Source organism: Pseudomonas sp. R28(2017), from assembly GCF_002112505.1.
Classification (GTDB): Bacteria; Pseudomonadota; Gammaproteobacteria; order Pseudomonadales; family Pseudomonadaceae; genus Aquipseudomonas.
The window spans coordinates 273385-289812 of record NZ_NEHW01000005.1 but is presented as its reverse complement, the minus strand read 5'-3'; the positions used below and the strand labels follow the sequence as shown (position 1 = coordinate 289812).

The window sequence follows — 16428 nt, the reverse complement described above, 5'->3', positions numbered from 1 at the left end:
TTCATTCAGCGTGTGCTGATCGTCACTTTTTCGCGACTTTGGTGCTCGCGCTCAGGTAGTCGATCAGGATACGCCCGGTCTCCGACAGATAGGCGTCATCTTCCGGCTTGGTGTTCTCATCCTCGGTCGGCAGGGCGTCTTCGTCCTCTTTCTTCAGCTCTTTGAGCGGCTCTTCACCCTTGGCCTTGCGACGGATGTTCTCCAGCGCCAGCTGCTTGGCTTCGACGTCGTCGTGGCGGGCACGGCGGTCCTGCTCGTTGAGGCTGACGGTCTTCTCGTCCATCAGCTTCTTGGTCAGGGCCAGGCGGTCACGGATGTAGGTGAACTCCGCGTCCTTGTCGCTGCGTGCTTCATGCTGGGCCTTGAGCTGCGCCAGGAACGGCTTGAACGGGTCGGACGCGGGCTTGACCACCGGGCGGATGGTGTCCCACGGCATGGCCTCTGGCAGGGCGCTTTCGCCGATTTCCTTGGTGTCGATGATCGACGGGTAGTCGATGTCCGGAAGCACGCCCTGGTGCTGGGTACTCTGCCCGGAAACCCGGTAGAACTTGGCCAGGGTCAGCTTCAGCTCGCCATGGTTGAGGGGCTGGATGGTCTGCACGGTGCCTTTGCCGAAGGTCTGGCCACCGATGATCAGCGCACGGTGGTAGTCCTGCATGGCGCCGGCGAAGATCTCCGAGGCCGAGGCCGACAGGCGGTTGACCAGCAGCGCCAGCGGGCCTTTGTAGAAGGCGCCCGGGTTTTCGTCTTCGAGCACGTCGACGCGGCCGTCGCTGTTGCGTACCAGCACGGTCGGGCCTTTCTCGATGAACAGGCTGGTCAGCTCGGTGGCTTCCTGCAGGGAGCCGCCGCCGTTGTTGCGCAGGTCGATGACCACGCCGTCGACTTTTTCCTTCTGCAGCTCGGTGAGCAGTTTCTTCACGTCGCGCGTGGTGCTCTTGTACTCAGGGTCACCAGCGCGGTAGGCCTTGAAGTCCAGGTAGAAGGCCGGGATCTCGATGATGCCGAGCTTGTAGTCACGCCCGTCCTGCTTGAGCTTGAGCACCGACTTCTTCGCTGCCTGCTCTTCAAGCTTCACGGCTTCGCGGGTGATCGAGACGATCTTGCTGGTCTGGTCGCTTGGTGCATTGCTGGCCGGGATGACTTCCAGGCGTACCACCGAGCCTTTCGGGCCACGGATCAGCTTGACCACTTCGTCCAGGCGCCAGCCGACCACGTCGACCATTTCCTTGTTGCCCTGGGCAACGCCGATGATCTTGTCGGCCGGTGCCACCTGCTTGGTCTTGGCGGCCGGGCCAGCCGGCACCAGGCGCACGATCTTGACCTGGTCGTTGTCGCTCTGCAGCACCGCGCCGATGCCTTCGAGCGACAGGCTCATGTTGATGTCGAAGTTCTCGGCGTTGTCCGGCGACAGGTAGTTGGTGTGCGGGTCGTAGGACTGGGCGAAGGTGTTGATGTAGGCCTGGAAGATGTCTTCGGCACGGGTCTGGTCCAGGCGCGCCAGCTGGTTCTTGTAGCGCTTGGTCAGGGTTTCCTGGATCTGCTTGGGCTCTTTGCCGGCGATCTTCTGGCGCAGCACCTCATCCTTGACGCGTTTGCGCCACAGGTCGTCGAGTGCGGCCTGGTCCTTCTCCCACGGTGCATCCTTGCGGTCGATCAGCAAGGTTTCCTTGGTGGTGAAGTCCATCTTGTCGACGCCCTTGGCCAGTTCGCCCAGGGCGAAGTCCAGGCGCTGCTTGACGCGGTCGAGGTAGCGTTTGTAGATGGTGAAGCCGGGGTCGAGGTTGCCGCTTTTGAGGAAGTCGTCGAACTGCGTCTTCCACTTGTCGAATTCGGCGATGTCGGCTGCGGTGAAGTAGCTGCGGGCCGGGTCGAGCAGCTTGATGTAGCTGTCGTAGATGATCACCGAGCGGGCATCATCGAGCGGCGGCTTGCTGTAGTGGTGACGTTTGAGCAACTCCACCACGTTGAGGCTGGCGACGATTTCGTCACGGTCCGGCTGCAGGCTGTCCCACTTGTTGGCGGCCGCCGCATTGCCGCCGAGCGTGAGGCTGCCCAGGCCGATCACGAGGGCCAGGGCGGTGCTTGGGAGGAAATGCTTCATGCTGATTCGACGTGGAGGCAATTGATCACGCATAGTAGGCCGTCTTTTCCGTTCGCCGGTTCCATCGGAGCCGGGCAAATACTGCAAAAAGCCTGGGGAGCGCGCTCCTCAGGCTCAGTCTGTGATTCAACTATGGAGGCACTGTGAAGGCATTGCAAGGCGTTGACGGACATGTGGCCTGGGTCGAGGCCGAACGCCCGGCCTGTGACGCGGGCCAAGTGCGCATTCGAGTGGCCGCAGCGGGGCTGAACCGTGCCGATCTGCTGCAGATGAAGGGCCTGTATCCACCACCGCCAGGCGCCAGCCCGTACATGGGCCTGGAGTGCGCGGGGGTGATCGAGGAGGTCGGTGCCGGCGCGGACTGGCGCGTGGGCGACCGCGTCTGCGCGCTGCTGGCCAGTGGTGCCATGGCCGAAGAAGTGGTGGTCGATGCCCGCCATGTGTTGCCGGTACCCGAGGGCTTGAGCCTGCACGAAGCGGCGGCGCTGCCGGAGGTGTATGCCACGGCGTGGTTGAACATCTTCCAGCTGGGCAAGGTGAAGGCCGGTGAAAAGGTGTTGGTGCATGCCGGCGCCAGTGGGGTGGGTTCGGCGGCGATCCAGCTGTGCAAGGCCTTCGGCAGCCCGGTGTGGGTCAGTGTCGGTTCCCAGGACCGCCTGGACTACTGTGCGGCGCTGGGCGCTGCGGGTGGCGTGGTGCGTAACCAGAACCTCGATGCGCTGGAAGGCTTGGGGCCGTTCGACGTGATTCTGGACCCGGTGGGTGCCAGCTACGGCGAGCTCAACCTTAAGCTGCTGGCCCGTGACGGTCGTTGGGTGATCATCGGCCTGATGGGCGGGCGCAAGTTCGAGCTGGACCTGGCCCAGGTGCTGGGCAAGCGCCTGGAAATCACTGGCTCCACCCTGCGCAATCGCGATGACGGCTTCAAGGCCGAGCTGCTGCGCGAACTGCAGCAGCAGGTGTGGCCGCTGTTTGCCGAAGGTCGCCTGTCGCCGCAGCTGGTCGATACCTACCCGGTCGAGTTTGCCCAGGCGGCGTATGCCGAGCTTGAGAGCAACCAGGTATCGGGCAAGCTGGTCATGGTGATCGACCCAAGCCTGGCGTAAGCAGGCCCGGCCTCTTCGCGAGCTTGCCCGCGAAGAGGCCGGAACAGGTACTGAAGATCTCAGCTCCAGCTCAGCACCGGCCAACCATTGGTCTCGGCATGCTCCCTGAGTACCGCATCCGGGTTCACCACATGCGGATGATCCACCTTCAGCAACAGCGGCAGATCGTTCCGCGAATCAGAATAGAAACTCGCCCCCTCCAGGTTCTCCTGCTCCTGATCCAGCCACTCCAGCAACCGGGTGATCTTGCCCTCGCGGTAGGTCAGCACCCCATGGGTCTTGCCGGTATACACGCCGTTCACCGCTTCCAGCTCGATCGCCAGGTACTCGTCCACCCCCAGCCGCGCTGCAATCGGCCCGACCAGGTGTGTGCCCGAAGCGGAAATGATCAATATCCGGTCGCCACGCTGGCGATGCTCGGCAATGCAGCGGCAGGCGTCGCCGTAGATGATCGGCTCGATCACCTCCTCGACCCACGGTTCCACCAGATGCTCGACTTCCTCCAGCGTGCGCCCGGCAATCGGCTCCAGGCTGAAGGCCATGTAGTCCTCCATCTGCAGGTGGCCCTTGCCGTAAGCCTCCATCAGTTCATGGTCGCGGCGCAGGAACGCCTTGCCGTCGACCCAGCCCAGCCGGGCCATCTGTTCGCTCCACAGCGACGCGCAGTCGCCATGGATCAGGGTTTCGTCCAGATCGAAAATTGCCAGTGCCATGTGTTGATTCTCCTTAGGCCACTTCGCGCAGCGCCGTGGGGTCGATCGACAGGGAAACCCGCTGGCCGTCGGCATGCAGGTCGCCAGGCGAACGGTTGAGCACGTCGACCACCAGTTCCACGTCACGCACCTGTACGCGGTAGCGGATGACATTGCCAAGCAGGCTGTGACTGCGCACTTCGGCGTCCAGTTCACCGTTGACGCCCAGGGTGATCGACTCCGGGCGGATCGCCAGGCGGCCGGCCACCGGGCGCTGCAGCAGGCGGCTGGCGCTGTCGGCGTCGAGCAGGTTGTAGTTGCCGATGAAACCGGCGGCGAACAGGTCCACAGGTGCGGTGTAGAGGGTTTCGGCATCGCCGCTCTGGACGATGCGCCCCTGGTTCATCAGGAAGATCCGGTCTGACATGGTCAGTGCCTCTTCCTGGTCGTGGGTGACGAAGATGGTGGTCAGCCCCAGCTCCCGCTGGATCGCCCGGATCTGCTCGCGCAGGTGCTTGCGGATGCGTGCATCCAGCGCCGACAGCGGCTCGTCGAGCAGCAGCAGGCGCGGGCGGGTGACCAGCGAGCGGGCCAGGGCCACGCGCTGGCACTGGCCGCCGGACAGCTGGTGCGGGTAGCGCCCGGCGAAGCTGCCCAGCTCCACCAGGTCCAGGGCCTCACGCACGCGCTGCTGGCTTTCATCGGCCTTGACCTTCTGCATGCGCAGGCCGAAGGCGACGTTCTGCTCCACGGTCATGTTGGGGAACAGCGCATAGCTCTGGAACACCATGCCGATGCCGCGCTTCTGCGGGCTTACCGGCACGATGTCGTGGCCGTCCAGGAGGATCTGGCCGCCGTCCACTGGGGTCAGCCCGGCGATGCAGCGCAGCAGGGTGGACTTGCCGCAGCCGGAGGGGCCGAGCAGGGTGACGAACTCGCCGCGCTCGATCTGGCAGTCGATGTTCTCGAACACCGGGCTGCCGGCGTAGCTTTTTTGCAGGTTCTGTACGCTGACGAAGCTCATGTCAGGTGTTGTCCTTGTTCAGGCGGTTGGCGACCCAGGTCAGCACCAGCACGAAGGCGAAGTACGAGATCACCAGCGCGCTGTTGAAGTGGCCGCTGCTGTTGCGCATGTTGTTCAGGTACACCTGCAGGGTCTCGTAGCGGGTGCCGACCAGCAGGTTGGCGAACACGAACTCGCCGAACAGGAACGAGAACGACAGCAGCAGCGCCACCATCAGGCCCTTGCGCAGGTTCGGCAGTACCACCAGCAGGGCAGCCTGCCAGGTGCTGGCGCCGAGCAGCTGGGCGGCGTCCATCAGGTCGCGCAGGTTGATCGCCTGCAGGTTGTTGGTGATCGCCCGGTACATGAACGGCAAGGCGATGGTGAAGTAGCAGCCGATCAGGATCCACGGCGTTCCGACCATCGCCATCGGGCCGCTGCCATAGAGCTGCAGCAGGCCCACCGACGACACCACCGGCGGTACCGCGAACGGCAGCAGGATGAGGATGTTCATCAGCGCGTCGAGCTTCGGGAAGTGGTAGTGCACCACGAACAGCAGCGGCAGGATCAGCACCACCGACAGCAGCAGCGCGCCCAGGCACACCAGCAGCGACTGGCCGAACGCGGCCAGGAAGCGCGGCTCGCTCCACAGCGCGACGTACCACTTGAAGGTCAGGCCGCTGGGCAGCAGGCTCGCCGACCAGCTGGTGGCCAGTGAGTAGAGCAGGGTGCCTGCCAGCGGTAGCAGCAGGATCAGGAACAGCAGGTACACCACCAGCCGGTGGTAGAGCCCGGCGGATGTTTTTTCAGCGCGCATGGTAGCTCCTCTTGAGCAGCCATTGATGAACCACCGTGACCAGTGTCATCAGCCCCACCAGCACCATCGCCAGGGCGCTGGCCAGGTTCGGGTCGAGGCTGATGTCGCCGGCCACCAGGCCGGCGATGCGGATCGGCAGCACGTTGAAGTTGCCGGTGGTCAGGGCGTAGACGGTGGCGTAGGCGCCGAGGGCGTTGGCCAGCAGGATGACGAAGGTGCCGAGCAGCGCCGGGGTCAGCACCGGCAGGCCGATATGGCGCCAGAATTGCCAGTGGCTGGCGCCGAGCAGCGCGGCCGACTCGCGCCAGTCTTCGCGCAGGGCGTCGAAGGCGGGGTAGAGCAGCAGCACGCCGAGCGGGATCTGGAAGTAGGTGTACACCAGGATCAGGCCACTCTTGGAGTAGATGCTGAAGTCCTCCAGCAGGCCGATCTGTTTCAGCAGCAGGGTCAGTGCGCCGTTGAAACCGAGCAGGATGATGAAGGCGAAGGCCAGCGGCACCCCGGCGAAGTTGCTGGTCATGTTGGCGAAGGCACTGACGAAGTCGCGCAGCTTCGAGTCGACCTGGCGCAGCGAATAGGCGCCGAGGGTGGCGATGACGATGCCGAACAGGCTCGACCAGAAGCTGATCTCCAGGCTGCGTTGCAATGCCTGCAGGTAGAACTTCGAGGCGAACACCTTGCTGAAGTTGTCCACGCCCCAGCCTGCTTCCGACTGCAGGCTGTTGATGGCCACCCAGGCCAGCGGGGCGATCTGGAAGATGACGAAGAACACGGCGAACGGCAGCAGGCAGAGCAGGGCCAGGTAACGGCCTCGGTTGCCGGCCCTCACTTGAGCAGCTCCCGGCACACGGTCTTGTCGTGCGCTGCACCGAGCAGTTCGCACATGGTCCCGCACAGTTCGGTCTGCAGCGGCTTGGCGGCCGGGTCGAGGCTGAAGGCGTCGCCGAACACGAACAGCGGCACTTCACGCTCCTCGGCCAGCAGGCCGTTGTGCGAGCGGTCGTTGTTCATGCCGTGGTCGGCGGTGACCAGCACCTGGTAGCCCTCTTCCAGCCAGCCTGGCAGGTAATCGGACAACAGGATGTCGGCACTGCGCGCGGCATTGCGGTACTGGCTGCTGTCCAGGCCATGGCGGTGGCCGACATCGTCGATGCTCATCGGGTGCACCAGGAGGAAATTCGGCGCATGGCGGCGGCGCAGGTATTCGCCGTCGGCCAGCAGGTGCGAGTCGGGGTAGCGGTCGTCCCAGTAGAACAGGCCGTGCTGGATCGGCAGTTTCGGCGCGTGGGTGTGGCGGTCGCGCTGCGGGTCGAAGGGTGAGCGGTTGTACAGCTCGCTCATCCAGTGATAGGCCGCCGCCGCAGTGCCCAGGTTGGCTTCGCGGGCGTAGTGGAACACGCTGCGCTGGTTGGACAGGCGGTTGACGTTGTTGTGCACGATGCCGCTGTCGATCGGTGCCACACCGGTGAGGATGCACTCGTACAGCGGCCGTGACAGCGACGGCAGTTCGCATTCCACGCGGTACAGCGCGGCACGGTCGGCCTCGACGTAGGCGTGCAGGTGGCCCATGGCGTGGTGGGCGACCTGGTAGTTGAGGCCGTCGAGCAGGACCAGGATGACGTTGTGTTGCATGGTAGCTCCAGTCTTGAATCGCGTTGGCCTCTTCGCGGGCGAGCCCGCTCCCACAGGCATATCACAGGCTCAGGGGCAGTGAATCACCTGTGGGAGCGGGCTTGCCCGCGAAAGGGCCGGATCAGGCACTACAAAAGCTAGCCCTTTATTCCATCTCGATGATCACCTGCTCCTGCCACTTCTGCGGCAGTGCCTTGGAGGTCGCTTCCCAGGCTGCGGCATCCTTGATCGGTTGCGCCGCCTTGTACTGCTCGTTCGGCAGCAGCTTGGCCTGCACATCCTCTGGCAGCTTCAGGTGTTCGGCACGGATCGGCCGCGCATGCCCCTTGGCCAGGTTGATCTGGCCAGCGTCGCTGAAGATGTACTCACGCGTCAGCTTGGCCGCGTTCGGGTGCTTGGCGTACTTGTTGATGACGGTGGTGTAGCCGGAAATCACCGAGCCGTCGGACGGAATCAGCACCTCGAAGCGTTTCGGGTCGATCTGCTCGCGGTAGCTCAGGCCATTGAAGTCCCACACCACGCCGACTTCCACTTCACCCTTTTCCAGGGTCTGGATGGTCGGGTTGGCCAGCGACAGGCGCTTCTGCTGCGCCAGCTTGGTGAACAGCTGCAGGCCCGGGGCCAGGTTGCTTTCGTCGCCTTTGTAGGCGATGGCAGCCGCCAGCACGCCGTTGGCGGCCTGGGCGGCGGTGCCGACATCGCCGATGGCGACCTTGTACTTGCCTTTTTCCAGGTCGTGCCAGCTGGTCGGGCGGTCGCCTTCCTTGACCAGGTCCTTGTTGATGATGAAGGCGATGGTGCCGGTATAGGCCAGCGCCCAGTGGCCGTCTTTGTCCTTGGCCCACTCAGGCACCTGGTCCCAGGTGCTCGGCTTGTACGGCTGGGTCACGCCCTTGCTGGTGGCGATCGGGCCGAAGGCGGCACCGACGTCGCCGATGTCGGCGCTGGCGTTGTCCTTCTCGGCTTCGAACTTGGCGATTTCCTGGGCCGAGCTCATGTCGGTGTCGCTGTGCTTGAGGCCGTACTGGCTGGCCAGGTCGTCCCAGGTGCCTTTCCAGTTGGCCCAGGCATCGGGCATGCCCACGCTGTTGACGTTGCCTTCCTTGCGGGCGGCATCTTCCAGGGCCTTGAGGTCGGGGCCGGCGGCCATGGCCGAGGTGCACAGGGTAATGGCCGAACCGAGCAGTGACGCCATGAACAACTTTTTCATCCGAAGCTCCTTGGGTGGGTGCCTTTAGCGATCGTTGTTATGAGTGAAGCGGTTTTCGCTGACCGTTGGTCTAGGTCAGCAAAGCTTGAGCCAAGGTAGGCCGCTTGCGTGACAGTTTGATGTAGGGCAGGGCCTGCACAGGCCTTGAAGCTACAGCGTAGACCACGCAATCCCCCCGGTTCTGCTGGCTTGGCGCGTTTCTGGCATTGCCGGGCAAGGCCTTTGTCACAGGATGTTCATCAGCCCTGCCTAGGCTTGCACTATTCTCCAGAGGCCCCGTCATGGGGCTGGACTAGTCCAGATAGGTAACCTTTTGATGCACTCGACGCCACCGCGCGCGGTAACAGCCATCTGCCATGCCCTGCAGGAGCAGATCGAGCACGGCCTGCTGGCGCCGGGCGGCAAGCTGCCGGCCGAACGCAAGCTCAGCGAAGTGTTCGCCACCACGCGCATCACCCTGCGTGAAGCGCTGGTGCAGCTGGAGGCCCAGGGCTTGATCTACCGCGAAGAGCGGCGCGGCTGGTTCGTCGCCCCGCAGCGCCTGACCTACGACCTGATCGAGCGTAGCCACTTCCATGCGATGGTGCGGGACCAGGGGCGGGTGGCCAGCACCGAGCTGCTGTCGGCGCGCCTGCAGCCGGCTTCGGCGGCGATCTGCGCGCGCTTGCAACTGCCCGGGCTGTCCAGCGTGGTGCGCATCTGCCGCTTGCGGCGCATCGATGGGCGGGCGGTGCTGTATGCCGAGCACTATCTGAACCCGAGGTACTTCCCGGGAATCCTCGATCAGGACCTGGCGCAGTCACTGACCGAGATCTACGGGCGGGTGTATGACATCCAGTACGGGCAGGTGTGCTTCGAGATCCTGCCGACCGCCCTGCCACTGGAGGCGGCGGCGGCGTTGAAGGTATCGGTGGGGAGCCCGGGGTTGCATATCACCCGGGTCAACAGTGACCAGCATGGGCACCTGATCGACTGTGACCTGGAGTATTGGCGGCACGATGCCATCCGCATCCGCGCACAGGCCGGATAAGGTGTTGCCTTCTTCGCGGGCAAGCCCGCTCCCACAGGGACTGCGCAGAATTCGGGTCCTGTGGATACTTTGTGGGAGCGGGTTCATCGAGGCGTCGAACCGCCGCGAAAAGGCTCTAACTGGAGGAACCGGCTTCTGTCACCCCACCCCTTCCTGCGGTGACGACCTGCACCGACAGGCGCGGCGTGGCCAGGTCCAGCCCGGCTTCATCCAGCTGCCGCTTCAACGCCAGGTTGAACGCCCGTGACACTTCCCACTGCTTGATCGGTGCGGTCTTGAACCTTGCCCGCAGGATCGCCGAACCCGACTCGAAGCTCTCGACCCCCTGCAACTCCAGCGGCGACCAGATGTTGCGGCGCATCAGCGGGTCGTTGCGCAGTTTCTGCCCCACTTCGCGGATCAGCGTGATCGCCTGGTCGATGTTCATGCTGTGCGGAATCGCCACGCGGAAGATCGCGTAGCCGAACTCGCGGGAGTAGTTCTTGATGCTCTTGATCTCGCTGAACGGGATGGTATGCACGATGCCGTCGATGTCACGCAGGCGCACGGTACGGATGGTCAGGCCTTCGACCGTGCCCAGGTGGCCGCCGACATCGACGTAGTCGTCGATCGCCAGCGAGTCTTCGATGATGATGAACAACCCGGTGATCAGGTCGGCCACCAGCGACTGCGCGCCAAAACCGATCGCCAGGCCGATCACACCGGCACCCGCCAGCAGCGGCGTGACGTTCATACCCATGTTGGCCAGGGCGACGATCACCGCGATGATGAAGATCACCACGAACATCACGTTGCGGATCAACGGCATCATGGTCTGCGCGCGGGCGTTGGCCAGGCCCCGGCGCGACCGCACCAGTGCATGGTGCACGGCGGTGTCGGCGAGGATCCACACCAGCCAGGCGACGATCAGCGTGCCGGCCAGGCCCAGCAGGCGCACGCTCACTTCATGGCCGTCGCCCTCGGCGAAGCCGATCATCGACAGGCCCCACACGCGCAGCCCCAGTTCGATGAACACCAGCCAGATGAACAGGTGCACCAGCAGGTAACCGAAGTTGCGCAGGCGTTCGGCATACACCGCCTGGCGCTTGTTGGCGCGTTTCGGGTTGGCGGCGTGGCGACGCACCAGGCCGTTGAGCACCATGCACACCACCACCAGCACGGTGCACATCAGCGACTGGCGCAGGGCGGTGCTGGTGTCGCCGGCGGAAATGAAGGTGGCGAACAGCGACACGGCCACCAGAATCAGCGCCGGCACGAACCAGAAGCTGCCGAGGATCTCGATGGTGTCGCTCAGGGTGCGCCGGGTCAGGCGCCTGGCCAGGGGCTGGTTGCGGATCAGGTGGGCGATCGGCCGGCGGAAGCGCAGGATGAACAGGCCGGACGACAGCGCCGCGATGACGTTGGCCAGGGTCGCCAGGGCGTGGGCCAGGTGGGTACCCAGGGCGACCAGCATGCGCGGGTCGCTCATGGCCTCGCCAAAGGCGGCGAAGCTGCCGATCAGCCACAGCGGGCGGAAGGCCTGGTGGCGCAGGATATGCAGGGCGCGGTGGCGATGGGGGCCGTCGAGCAGCGAGAAGGCGATCACGCAGATCGCCGAGAAGCAGGTGCCGACCACCAGCGCATAGGCCAGCACCATGGCCAGTGACTTGCCCAGCGATGGCGGCAGGGCGAAGCTCAGGTAGATGGTGAAGACCAGTGCCACCAGCCAGGGCCCGAGCTTGCGCAGGGCGAAGCGCACCAGGTCCCAGGTGCGCGGGTGTTGTGGCAGTTCCTCGGTCAGGCCGAAACGCACCCGCACGCGGTGGCCGACCCAGTTGAAGGCATAGGCCAGCAAGCTCCACACCGCGATGACTGCGGCAAAGCCGAACAGGATGGCCGGCCACTGATGCACGGGTACGACCAGCTCGACCAGCTCGGCCTGGGCCTGTTCGATTTCCTGGGACCAGCGGTAGAACGGGCTGGAGTCACCGCTGAACTGCTTTTCGAAGTCGTGCAGGGCGCCGCCGATCAGGCCCAGAACGCCCTGTTCGACGGTAGGTTGCGATTGCTTGGTGGCGTCGCGCAGTTTCTTCAGGTCGGCCAGCAGCTTGGCCCGTTGCTGGTCGTTCTCGAGGTTCTTGATCACCTCGTCCAGGGATTTGCCCAGGGGCTCGGTGGCTTCGGGCTGGGCGGGGGCGCTGGAACCCAGCAGGCTGGGCAAGCCCGCCGCCTGGAGCGGGGACATGAAGATGAACAGCAGCAGGGCTAGGCAACGCAGAAAGGCTGGCACCGGAAAATCTACCTCAGGTCAAACGATTGACCGAGTGTAGAGGTTTATGTCGGCAGTTTCTCCAGGATCGTCCAGCAGGTGAGGCCAAAGATGCCCAGTGTGCCGATCCACATCATCAGTACGCCGATATTGCGCTCGCGCAGGCTGAAGCCGATGGTCAGCAGCATCAGGAACAGGAACACCGGCACGAACAGTGAGAGGAAGGGGGACATGGGCAGCAGTCCTTCTGCTTGGGAGGCATACAACAAGCATAGCGGGTTGGGCAGAAGGGGGATTGATCCTGGGCAGTTGTTTTCAGGCCCGGCCTCTTCGCGGGCGCGCCCGCTCCCACAGGTCCTCCACAGGGCTCAAGTCCTGCGCGGTCATTGTGGGAGCGGGCGTGCCCGCGAAGAGGCCAGGCCTGCCTAAATCAGGCTCAAGGCAGTTCGCGGCTGCGGTAGAACGCCGACAACACCTTCACCAGGTGCGCCAGGTCATGGCTGCCGCACAGTTCACGGATCGAATGCATGGCAAAGGTCGGCAAGCCGATATCCACCGTACGCACACCCAGGTGGCTGGCGGCAATCGGCCCGATGGTCGAACCACAGCCCATGTCGCTGCGCACCACGAAGCTCTGCACCGGCACTTCCTCGGCCATGCACAGATGACGGAAGAACCCGGCGGTTTCGCTGTTGGTGGCATAGCGCTGGTTGTTGTTGACCTTGATCACCGGCCCGGCGTTGAGCTTGGGCCCGTGGTTGCCGTCGTGCTTGTCGGCGTAGTTGGGGTGCACGCCGTGGGCGTTGTCGGCCGAGACCATCAGCGAGCGCTGGATGGTGCGCACGTAGGCATCGCCATCCGGCAGCAGGCGCTGCAGGGTCTGTTCGAGCATCGGGCCGTCGGCACCGCAGGCCGAGCAGCTGCCGACTTCTTCGTGGTCGTTGCACACCAGCACGCAGGTCTCGTCGCTGTCGGCGGTCAGCAGCGCCTGCAGGCCGGCATAGCACGACAGCAGATTGTCCAGGCGGGCACCGGCGATGAAGTCGCCATTGAGGCCGATCAGCGCGGCGTCCTGGGTATCGTAGAAGCTCAGCTCGTAATCCAGCACCACGTCGGCGTTGAGCTCGTGCTCGCGGGCCAGCTGCTCGGTGAGCACGGCGCGGAAGTCGATACGCTCGTCACCGGCTACCTGAGCCAGAATGGGCGGCAGCTCGTTCTGCGGGTTGATCTGCCAGCCTTCGTTGGCGGTGCGGTTGAGGTGGATCGCCAGGTTGGGGATGATCGCGATCGGCAGCTTGAAGTCGATCAGCTGGCTTTCGACCTTGCCGTCACGGCGGAAGGTGACCCGCCCGGCCAACGACAGGTCGCGGTCGAACCACGGCGCCAGCAGCGCGCCGCCGTACACTTCGACGCCCAGTTGCAAGAAGCCCTGGCGCTGCAGCTCGGGCTGCGGCTTGACCCGCAGGCACGGGCTGTCGGTGTGCGCGCCAACCATGCGGATGCCGTTCAGCAGCGGTGGCTGCTTGCCCAGCTTGATGGCGATGATCGAGGAGTCGTTGCGGGTAACGTAGTAGCGGCCACCGGGCACCGTGGCCCAGCTGTCACGCTCGTCCAGGCGCTGGTAGCCGGCCGCCTCCAGGCGCTGGGCCAGGCTGGCGGTGGCATGGAAGGGCGTCGGGGAGGCCTTGAGGAATTCGATCAGGCCGGTATTCAGTGCTTCGCGCATAACTCACTCCAGACAGCAGTGGCGCGAGTTTAGCGCAGATACCTTCAGAAGGGGGCAGGGCACTCGAACTTCAGGCGCTCACCGCTGACCGGGTGGGTGAAGCTCAACATCGAGGCATGCAGGCACAGCCGTTCATGGGCCGCCAGCGCCTCTGGGTTGGCATACAGGCGGTCACCCAGCAACGGATGGCCGATCGACAACATGTGCACGCGCAGCTGGTGCGAACGCCCGGTGATCGGCGTCAGCTCGACCCGGCAGTGATCCCCGCAGCGCTCGACGATACGCCAGAAGGTCAGGGCATGCTTGCCCTGCTCATGGTCAACCACGTGCCGTGGCTTGGTCGGCGGGTCGTAGCGCAGTGGCAGGTCGATGCTGCCGCTGTCCAGCGCCGGCTGGCCCCAGCACAACGCGGTGTAGGCCTTTTCGGTCTCGCGGTCGTGGAACTGGCGCGACAGCTCGCGGTGGCTGTCGGCATCGCGGGCCAGCAGGATGATGCCGGAAGTTTCCCAGTCCAGGCGGTGCACGATCAGCGCGTCCGGGTAGCCGTTTTCCTGAAGGCGGGTGATCAGGCAGTCTTTGTTGTCTTCGGCACGGCCAGGTACCGACAGCAGCAGGGTCGGCTTGTTGATCACCAGGATGGCGGCGTCTTCATGGAGGATCTGGATGTTCGACAGCGGCATTGCGTGGTCTCGGTCAAATCGGGGAAACCATTGGGGCCGCCTTGCGGCCCTTTCGCGACACAAGGCCGCTCCTACAGGAAATACGCGATTCCTGTAGGAGCGGCCTTGTGTCGCGAAAGGGCTGCAAAGCAGCCCCAATGATCAAGGCCAGAAAGCTGTATCAGCGATCGGGCAAGGTGATGTTCAGCTCCAGAATCGAGCAGCTGCCCTGGTTTTCCAGCTCGATATGCACATCATCGTTGCCGATGTTCACATACTTGCGGATCACTTCCAGCAGTTCTTTCTGCAGCGCCGGCAGGTAGTCCGGTTCGCTGCGCTGGCCGCGCTCATGCGCCACGATGATCTGTAGACGCTCTTTCGCTACCGACGCGCTGGTCTGTTTCTGTCTGCCACGAAAGAAGTCAAAAAGGTTCATGGTTTACTTGCCTCCAAACAGGCGCGCGAAGAATCCTTGCTTCGGCACTTCGATGAAACGCAGGGGTTTCTCTTTGCCCAGGAGGCGGTCGACAGTGTCGCTGTACGCCTGGCCGGCATCGCTCTGGTCGTCGAGGATGACCGGGATACCCTGGTTGGAGGCCTTGAGCACGGCCTGCGACTCGGGGATCACACCCTTGAGCTTGATCGCCAGGATCTCTTCGACGTCGGCGATGCTGAGCATTTCGCCCTTTTCGACGCGCTCTGGGTGGTAACGGGTGATCAGCAGGTGTTCCTTGATCGGCTCTTCGCCGTTCTCGGAGCGGCGCGACTTGCTCGACAGGATGCCCAGCATGCGGTCCGAGTCACGTACCGAGGACACTTCAGGGTTGGTCACGACGATGGCTTCGTCGGCGAAGTACATCGCCAGGTGCGCGCCTTTCTCGATACCGGCCGGCGAGTCGCAGATGACGTAATCGAACTGTTCCTTCAGTTCCATCAGCACCTTTTCGACGCCTTCCTGGGTCAGCGCGTCCTTGTCGCGGGTCTGGCTGGCGGCCAGCACGAACAGGTTCTCGAGGCGCTTGTCCTTGATCAGGGCCTGCTGCAGGTTGGCTTCGCCGTTGACCACGTTGACGAAGTCGTACACCACGCGGCGCTCGCAGCCCATGATCAGGTCGAGGTTACGCAGGCCCACGTCGAAGTCGACGATGACAGTCTTGTGGCCGCGCAGTGCGAGGCCGGTGCCGATGGCGGCGCTGGTGGTGGTCTTGCCCACACCCCCCTTGCCGGAAGTAACGACGAGAATCTTGGCCAAGGTGTTTCACCCCTAAATAAGTCGGGACCTGTGTCCCAGCAAAATGCAAAAAACGGCAACAGATAAAAAAGTTGCTCTAAAAATGACGGCAAGTATCCGTTAAAGACGGGTGATGTTCAACACGTCACCGGACAGGCTGACTTGCACGCCGGCGCCCCACAGCGGGTCGCGGCGCAGGTCTTCGCACACCTTGTACTGGCCGGCGATAGAGACCATTTCGGCGGTCATCTGCTGGCAGAAGATACGCGCCTTGGTATTGCCCTTGATCCCGGCCAGGGCGCGGCCACGCATGGCGCCGTACACATGGATGTTGCCATCGGCGAGAAGTTCCGCACCCGGGCTGACCGAGGCGGTGACGATCAGGTCGCCACCCTGGGCGTAGATCTGCTGGCCGCCGCGCACCGGCGAGGTGATGATGCGCGTCGGGCGCACCTCTGGCTCTGCAGCGGGGGCGGGCGCCGGAGCTGGAGCCGGTTCGGCCTTCTTCACCTCGGGCTCGGGCTCCAGCGGCCGCTCGCGGGCGCCGGACGGTGGCAGCACCGGCAGGTCGATGGCGATCGCCGCGGCGATGTCCTCGATGCGGTTGGCGCGGATCGCCAGGGTTCGCAGGCCATGGTGGCGGCAGATACGCATCAGCCCGGGCAGGTCGATCGCCCCTTCGTCGGCCGGCAGCTTGTCCAGCGCCAGCACCAGCGGCGTGTTGCTGAAGAAATTCGGGGCCTGGGCCACTTTCGCCGCCAGCTGGCGGTCGAGGGCTTCCAGGTCGTTGCGCCCCAGTTCCAGCACAGTGATGGCGAGCATGCTGCCCTTGAGCTGGAACACGGAGGCGGTGTCGGGTGTGTGGTTTGGGCTCATGGTCTGCATAGACGGCTTGTTGCGAAAAAAGTGCCCTGACTTATAACGATAAGACCGGTTGGCCGCAACCGGTGCCGATCCGATGTAGAATGCT

16 protein-coding genes are annotated in these 16428 nt (G+C 64.1%); 2 read left to right on the top strand and 14 right to left on the bottom strand.

What is annotated here, in order from left to right; genetic code table 11:
• Positions 1–22: 22 nt before the first annotated feature.
• Positions 23–2104 carry a carboxy terminal-processing peptidase gene (locus CAF78_RS11440; protein ID WP_177408524.1) on the bottom strand — a complete coding sequence of 694 codons (2082 nt, stop codon included), beginning with the start codon at positions 2102–2104 and terminating at the stop codon, positions 23–25.
• A gap of 143 nt (positions 2105–2247) precedes the next feature.
• Between CAF78_RS11440 and CAF78_RS11435 the strand changes: the two genes are divergently transcribed.
• Positions 2248–3210: an NAD(P)H-quinone oxidoreductase gene (locus CAF78_RS11435; RefSeq protein ID WP_085675396.1), complete on the top strand. Its 963-nt coding sequence runs from the start codon at positions 2248–2250 to the stop codon at positions 3208–3210.
• Between the two features lie 59 nt (positions 3211–3269).
• Here the strand turns inward: CAF78_RS11435 and CAF78_RS11430 are convergent, their stop codons facing one another.
• From CAF78_RS11430 to CAF78_RS11405, 6 genes are all read right to left on the bottom strand, one after another.
• A complete protein-coding gene (locus CAF78_RS11430; protein WP_085675397.1) occupies positions 3270–3923 on the bottom strand; it encodes an HAD family phosphatase in 654 nt (217 codons plus the stop codon).
• Between the two features lie 13 nt (positions 3924–3936).
• Entirely contained in the window at positions 3937–4926 is a 990-nt protein-coding gene (locus CAF78_RS11425; RefSeq protein WP_085675398.1) for an ABC transporter ATP-binding protein, read from the bottom strand.
• 1 nt (position 4927) lies between these two features.
• Positions 4928–5722 (bottom strand): ABC transporter permease, encoded by a 795-nt coding sequence (locus CAF78_RS11420; protein WP_085675399.1) that lies wholly within the window; start codon positions 5720–5722, stop codon positions 4928–4930.
• A complete protein-coding gene (locus CAF78_RS11415; protein WP_085675400.1) occupies positions 5712–6551 on the bottom strand; it encodes an ABC transporter permease subunit in 840 nt (279 codons plus the stop codon). The genes CAF78_RS11420 and CAF78_RS11415 overlap by 11 nt, the downstream gene beginning before the upstream one ends.
• The gene (locus CAF78_RS11410; RefSeq protein ID WP_085675401.1) at positions 6548–7354 is read right to left on the bottom strand and encodes an alkaline phosphatase family protein; all 807 of its coding nucleotides are present in this window, start codon (positions 7352–7354) and stop codon (positions 6548–6550) included. Before CAF78_RS11410 ends, CAF78_RS11415 begins: the two co-directional genes overlap by 4 nt.
• Before the next feature lie 145 nt (positions 7355–7499).
• On the bottom strand, positions 7500–8564 hold the full coding sequence (locus CAF78_RS11405; protein WP_085675402.1) for an ABC transporter substrate-binding protein: 1065 nt from the start codon (positions 8562–8564) through the stop codon (positions 7500–7502).
• A gap of 316 nt (positions 8565–8880) precedes the next feature.
• Here CAF78_RS11405 and CAF78_RS11400 point away from each other — a divergent pair, with 316 nt between their 5' ends.
• Positions 8881–9594, top strand: a complete 714-nt coding sequence (locus tag CAF78_RS11400; RefSeq protein ID WP_085675403.1) for a UTRA domain-containing protein — start codon at positions 8881–8883, stop codon at positions 9592–9594.
• Between the two features lie 115 nt (positions 9595–9709).
• Here CAF78_RS11400 and CAF78_RS11395 read toward each other — a convergent pair whose 3' ends face one another.
• The 7 genes from CAF78_RS11395 to minC form a co-directional block, all read right to left on the bottom strand.
• Positions 9710–11863: a mechanosensitive ion channel family protein gene (locus CAF78_RS11395; RefSeq protein ID WP_085675404.1), complete on the bottom strand. Its 2154-nt coding sequence runs from the start codon at positions 11861–11863 to the stop codon at positions 9710–9712.
• 44 nt (positions 11864–11907) lie between these two features.
• Positions 11908–12075 (bottom strand): hypothetical protein, encoded by a 168-nt coding sequence (locus tag CAF78_RS28565; RefSeq protein ID WP_177408523.1) that lies wholly within the window; start codon positions 12073–12075, stop codon positions 11908–11910.
• 203 nt (positions 12076–12278) lie between these two features.
• Entirely contained in the window at positions 12279–13568 is a 1290-nt protein-coding gene (locus CAF78_RS11390) for a M18 family aminopeptidase (RefSeq protein ID WP_085675405.1), read from the bottom strand.
• Positions 13569–13612: 44 nt separating this feature from the next.
• Positions 13613–14248 (bottom strand): RluA family pseudouridine synthase, encoded by a 636-nt coding sequence (locus CAF78_RS11385; protein WP_019472567.1) that lies wholly within the window; start codon positions 14246–14248, stop codon positions 13613–13615.
• A gap of 160 nt (positions 14249–14408) precedes the next feature.
• Positions 14409–14663 (bottom strand): cell division topological specificity factor MinE, encoded by a 255-nt coding sequence (gene minE / locus CAF78_RS11380; RefSeq protein WP_003252572.1) that lies wholly within the window; start codon positions 14661–14663, stop codon positions 14409–14411.
• 3 nt (positions 14664–14666) lie between these two features.
• Complete coding sequence (gene minD / locus CAF78_RS11375) at positions 14667–15479, bottom strand: septum site-determining protein MinD (RefSeq protein WP_054893840.1); 813 nt, start codon at positions 15477–15479, stop codon at positions 14667–14669.
• Positions 15480–15578: 99 nt separating this feature from the next.
• Positions 15579–16343 carry a septum site-determining protein MinC gene (gene minC / locus CAF78_RS11370; protein WP_085675406.1) on the bottom strand — a complete coding sequence of 255 codons (765 nt, stop codon included), beginning with the start codon at positions 16341–16343 and terminating at the stop codon, positions 15579–15581.
• Between the last annotated feature and the right edge of the window lie 85 nt (positions 16344–16428).

Excerpts from the sequence above, each read along its gene's own strand:
- CAF78_RS11405 (WP_085675402.1), bottom strand. The coding sequence starts at position 8,564 with ATGAAAAAGTTGTTCATGGCGTCACTGCTCGGTTCGGCCATTACCCTG.
- CAF78_RS11440 (WP_177408524.1), bottom strand. The coding sequence starts at position 2,104 with ATGAAGCATTTCCTCCCAAGCACCGCCCTGGCCCTCGTGATCGGCCTG.
- CAF78_RS28565 (WP_177408523.1), bottom strand. The coding sequence starts at position 12,075 with ATGTCCCCCTTCCTCTCACTGTTCGTGCCGGTGTTCCTGTTCCTGATG.
- minC (WP_085675406.1), bottom strand. The coding sequence starts at position 16,343 with ATGCAGACCATGAGCCCAAACCACACACCCGACACCGCCTCCGTGTTC.
- CAF78_RS11390 (WP_085675405.1), bottom strand. The coding sequence starts at position 13,568 with ATGCGCGAAGCACTGAATACCGGCCTGATCGAATTCCTCAAGGCCTCC.
- CAF78_RS11400 (WP_085675403.1), top strand. The coding sequence starts at position 8,881 with ATGCACTCGACGCCACCGCGCGCGGTAACAGCCATCTGCCATGCCCTG.
- CAF78_RS11430 (WP_085675397.1), bottom strand. The coding sequence starts at position 3,923 with ATGGCACTGGCAATTTTCGATCTGGACGAAACCCTGATCCATGGCGAC.
- CAF78_RS11385 (WP_019472567.1), bottom strand. The coding sequence starts at position 14,248 with ATGCCGCTGTCGAACATCCAGATCCTCCATGAAGACGCCGCCATCCTG.
- CAF78_RS11420 (WP_085675399.1), bottom strand. The coding sequence starts at position 5,722 with ATGCGCGCTGAAAAAACATCCGCCGGGCTCTACCACCGGCTGGTGGTG.
- CAF78_RS11410 (WP_085675401.1), bottom strand. The coding sequence starts at position 7,354 with ATGCAACACAACGTCATCCTGGTCCTGCTCGACGGCCTCAACTACCAG.
- CAF78_RS11425 (WP_085675398.1), bottom strand. The coding sequence starts at position 4,926 with ATGAGCTTCGTCAGCGTACAGAACCTGCAAAAAAGCTACGCCGGCAGC.
- minE (WP_003252572.1), bottom strand. The coding sequence starts at position 14,663 with ATGAACCTTTTTGACTTCTTTCGTGGCAGACAGAAACAGACCAGCGCG.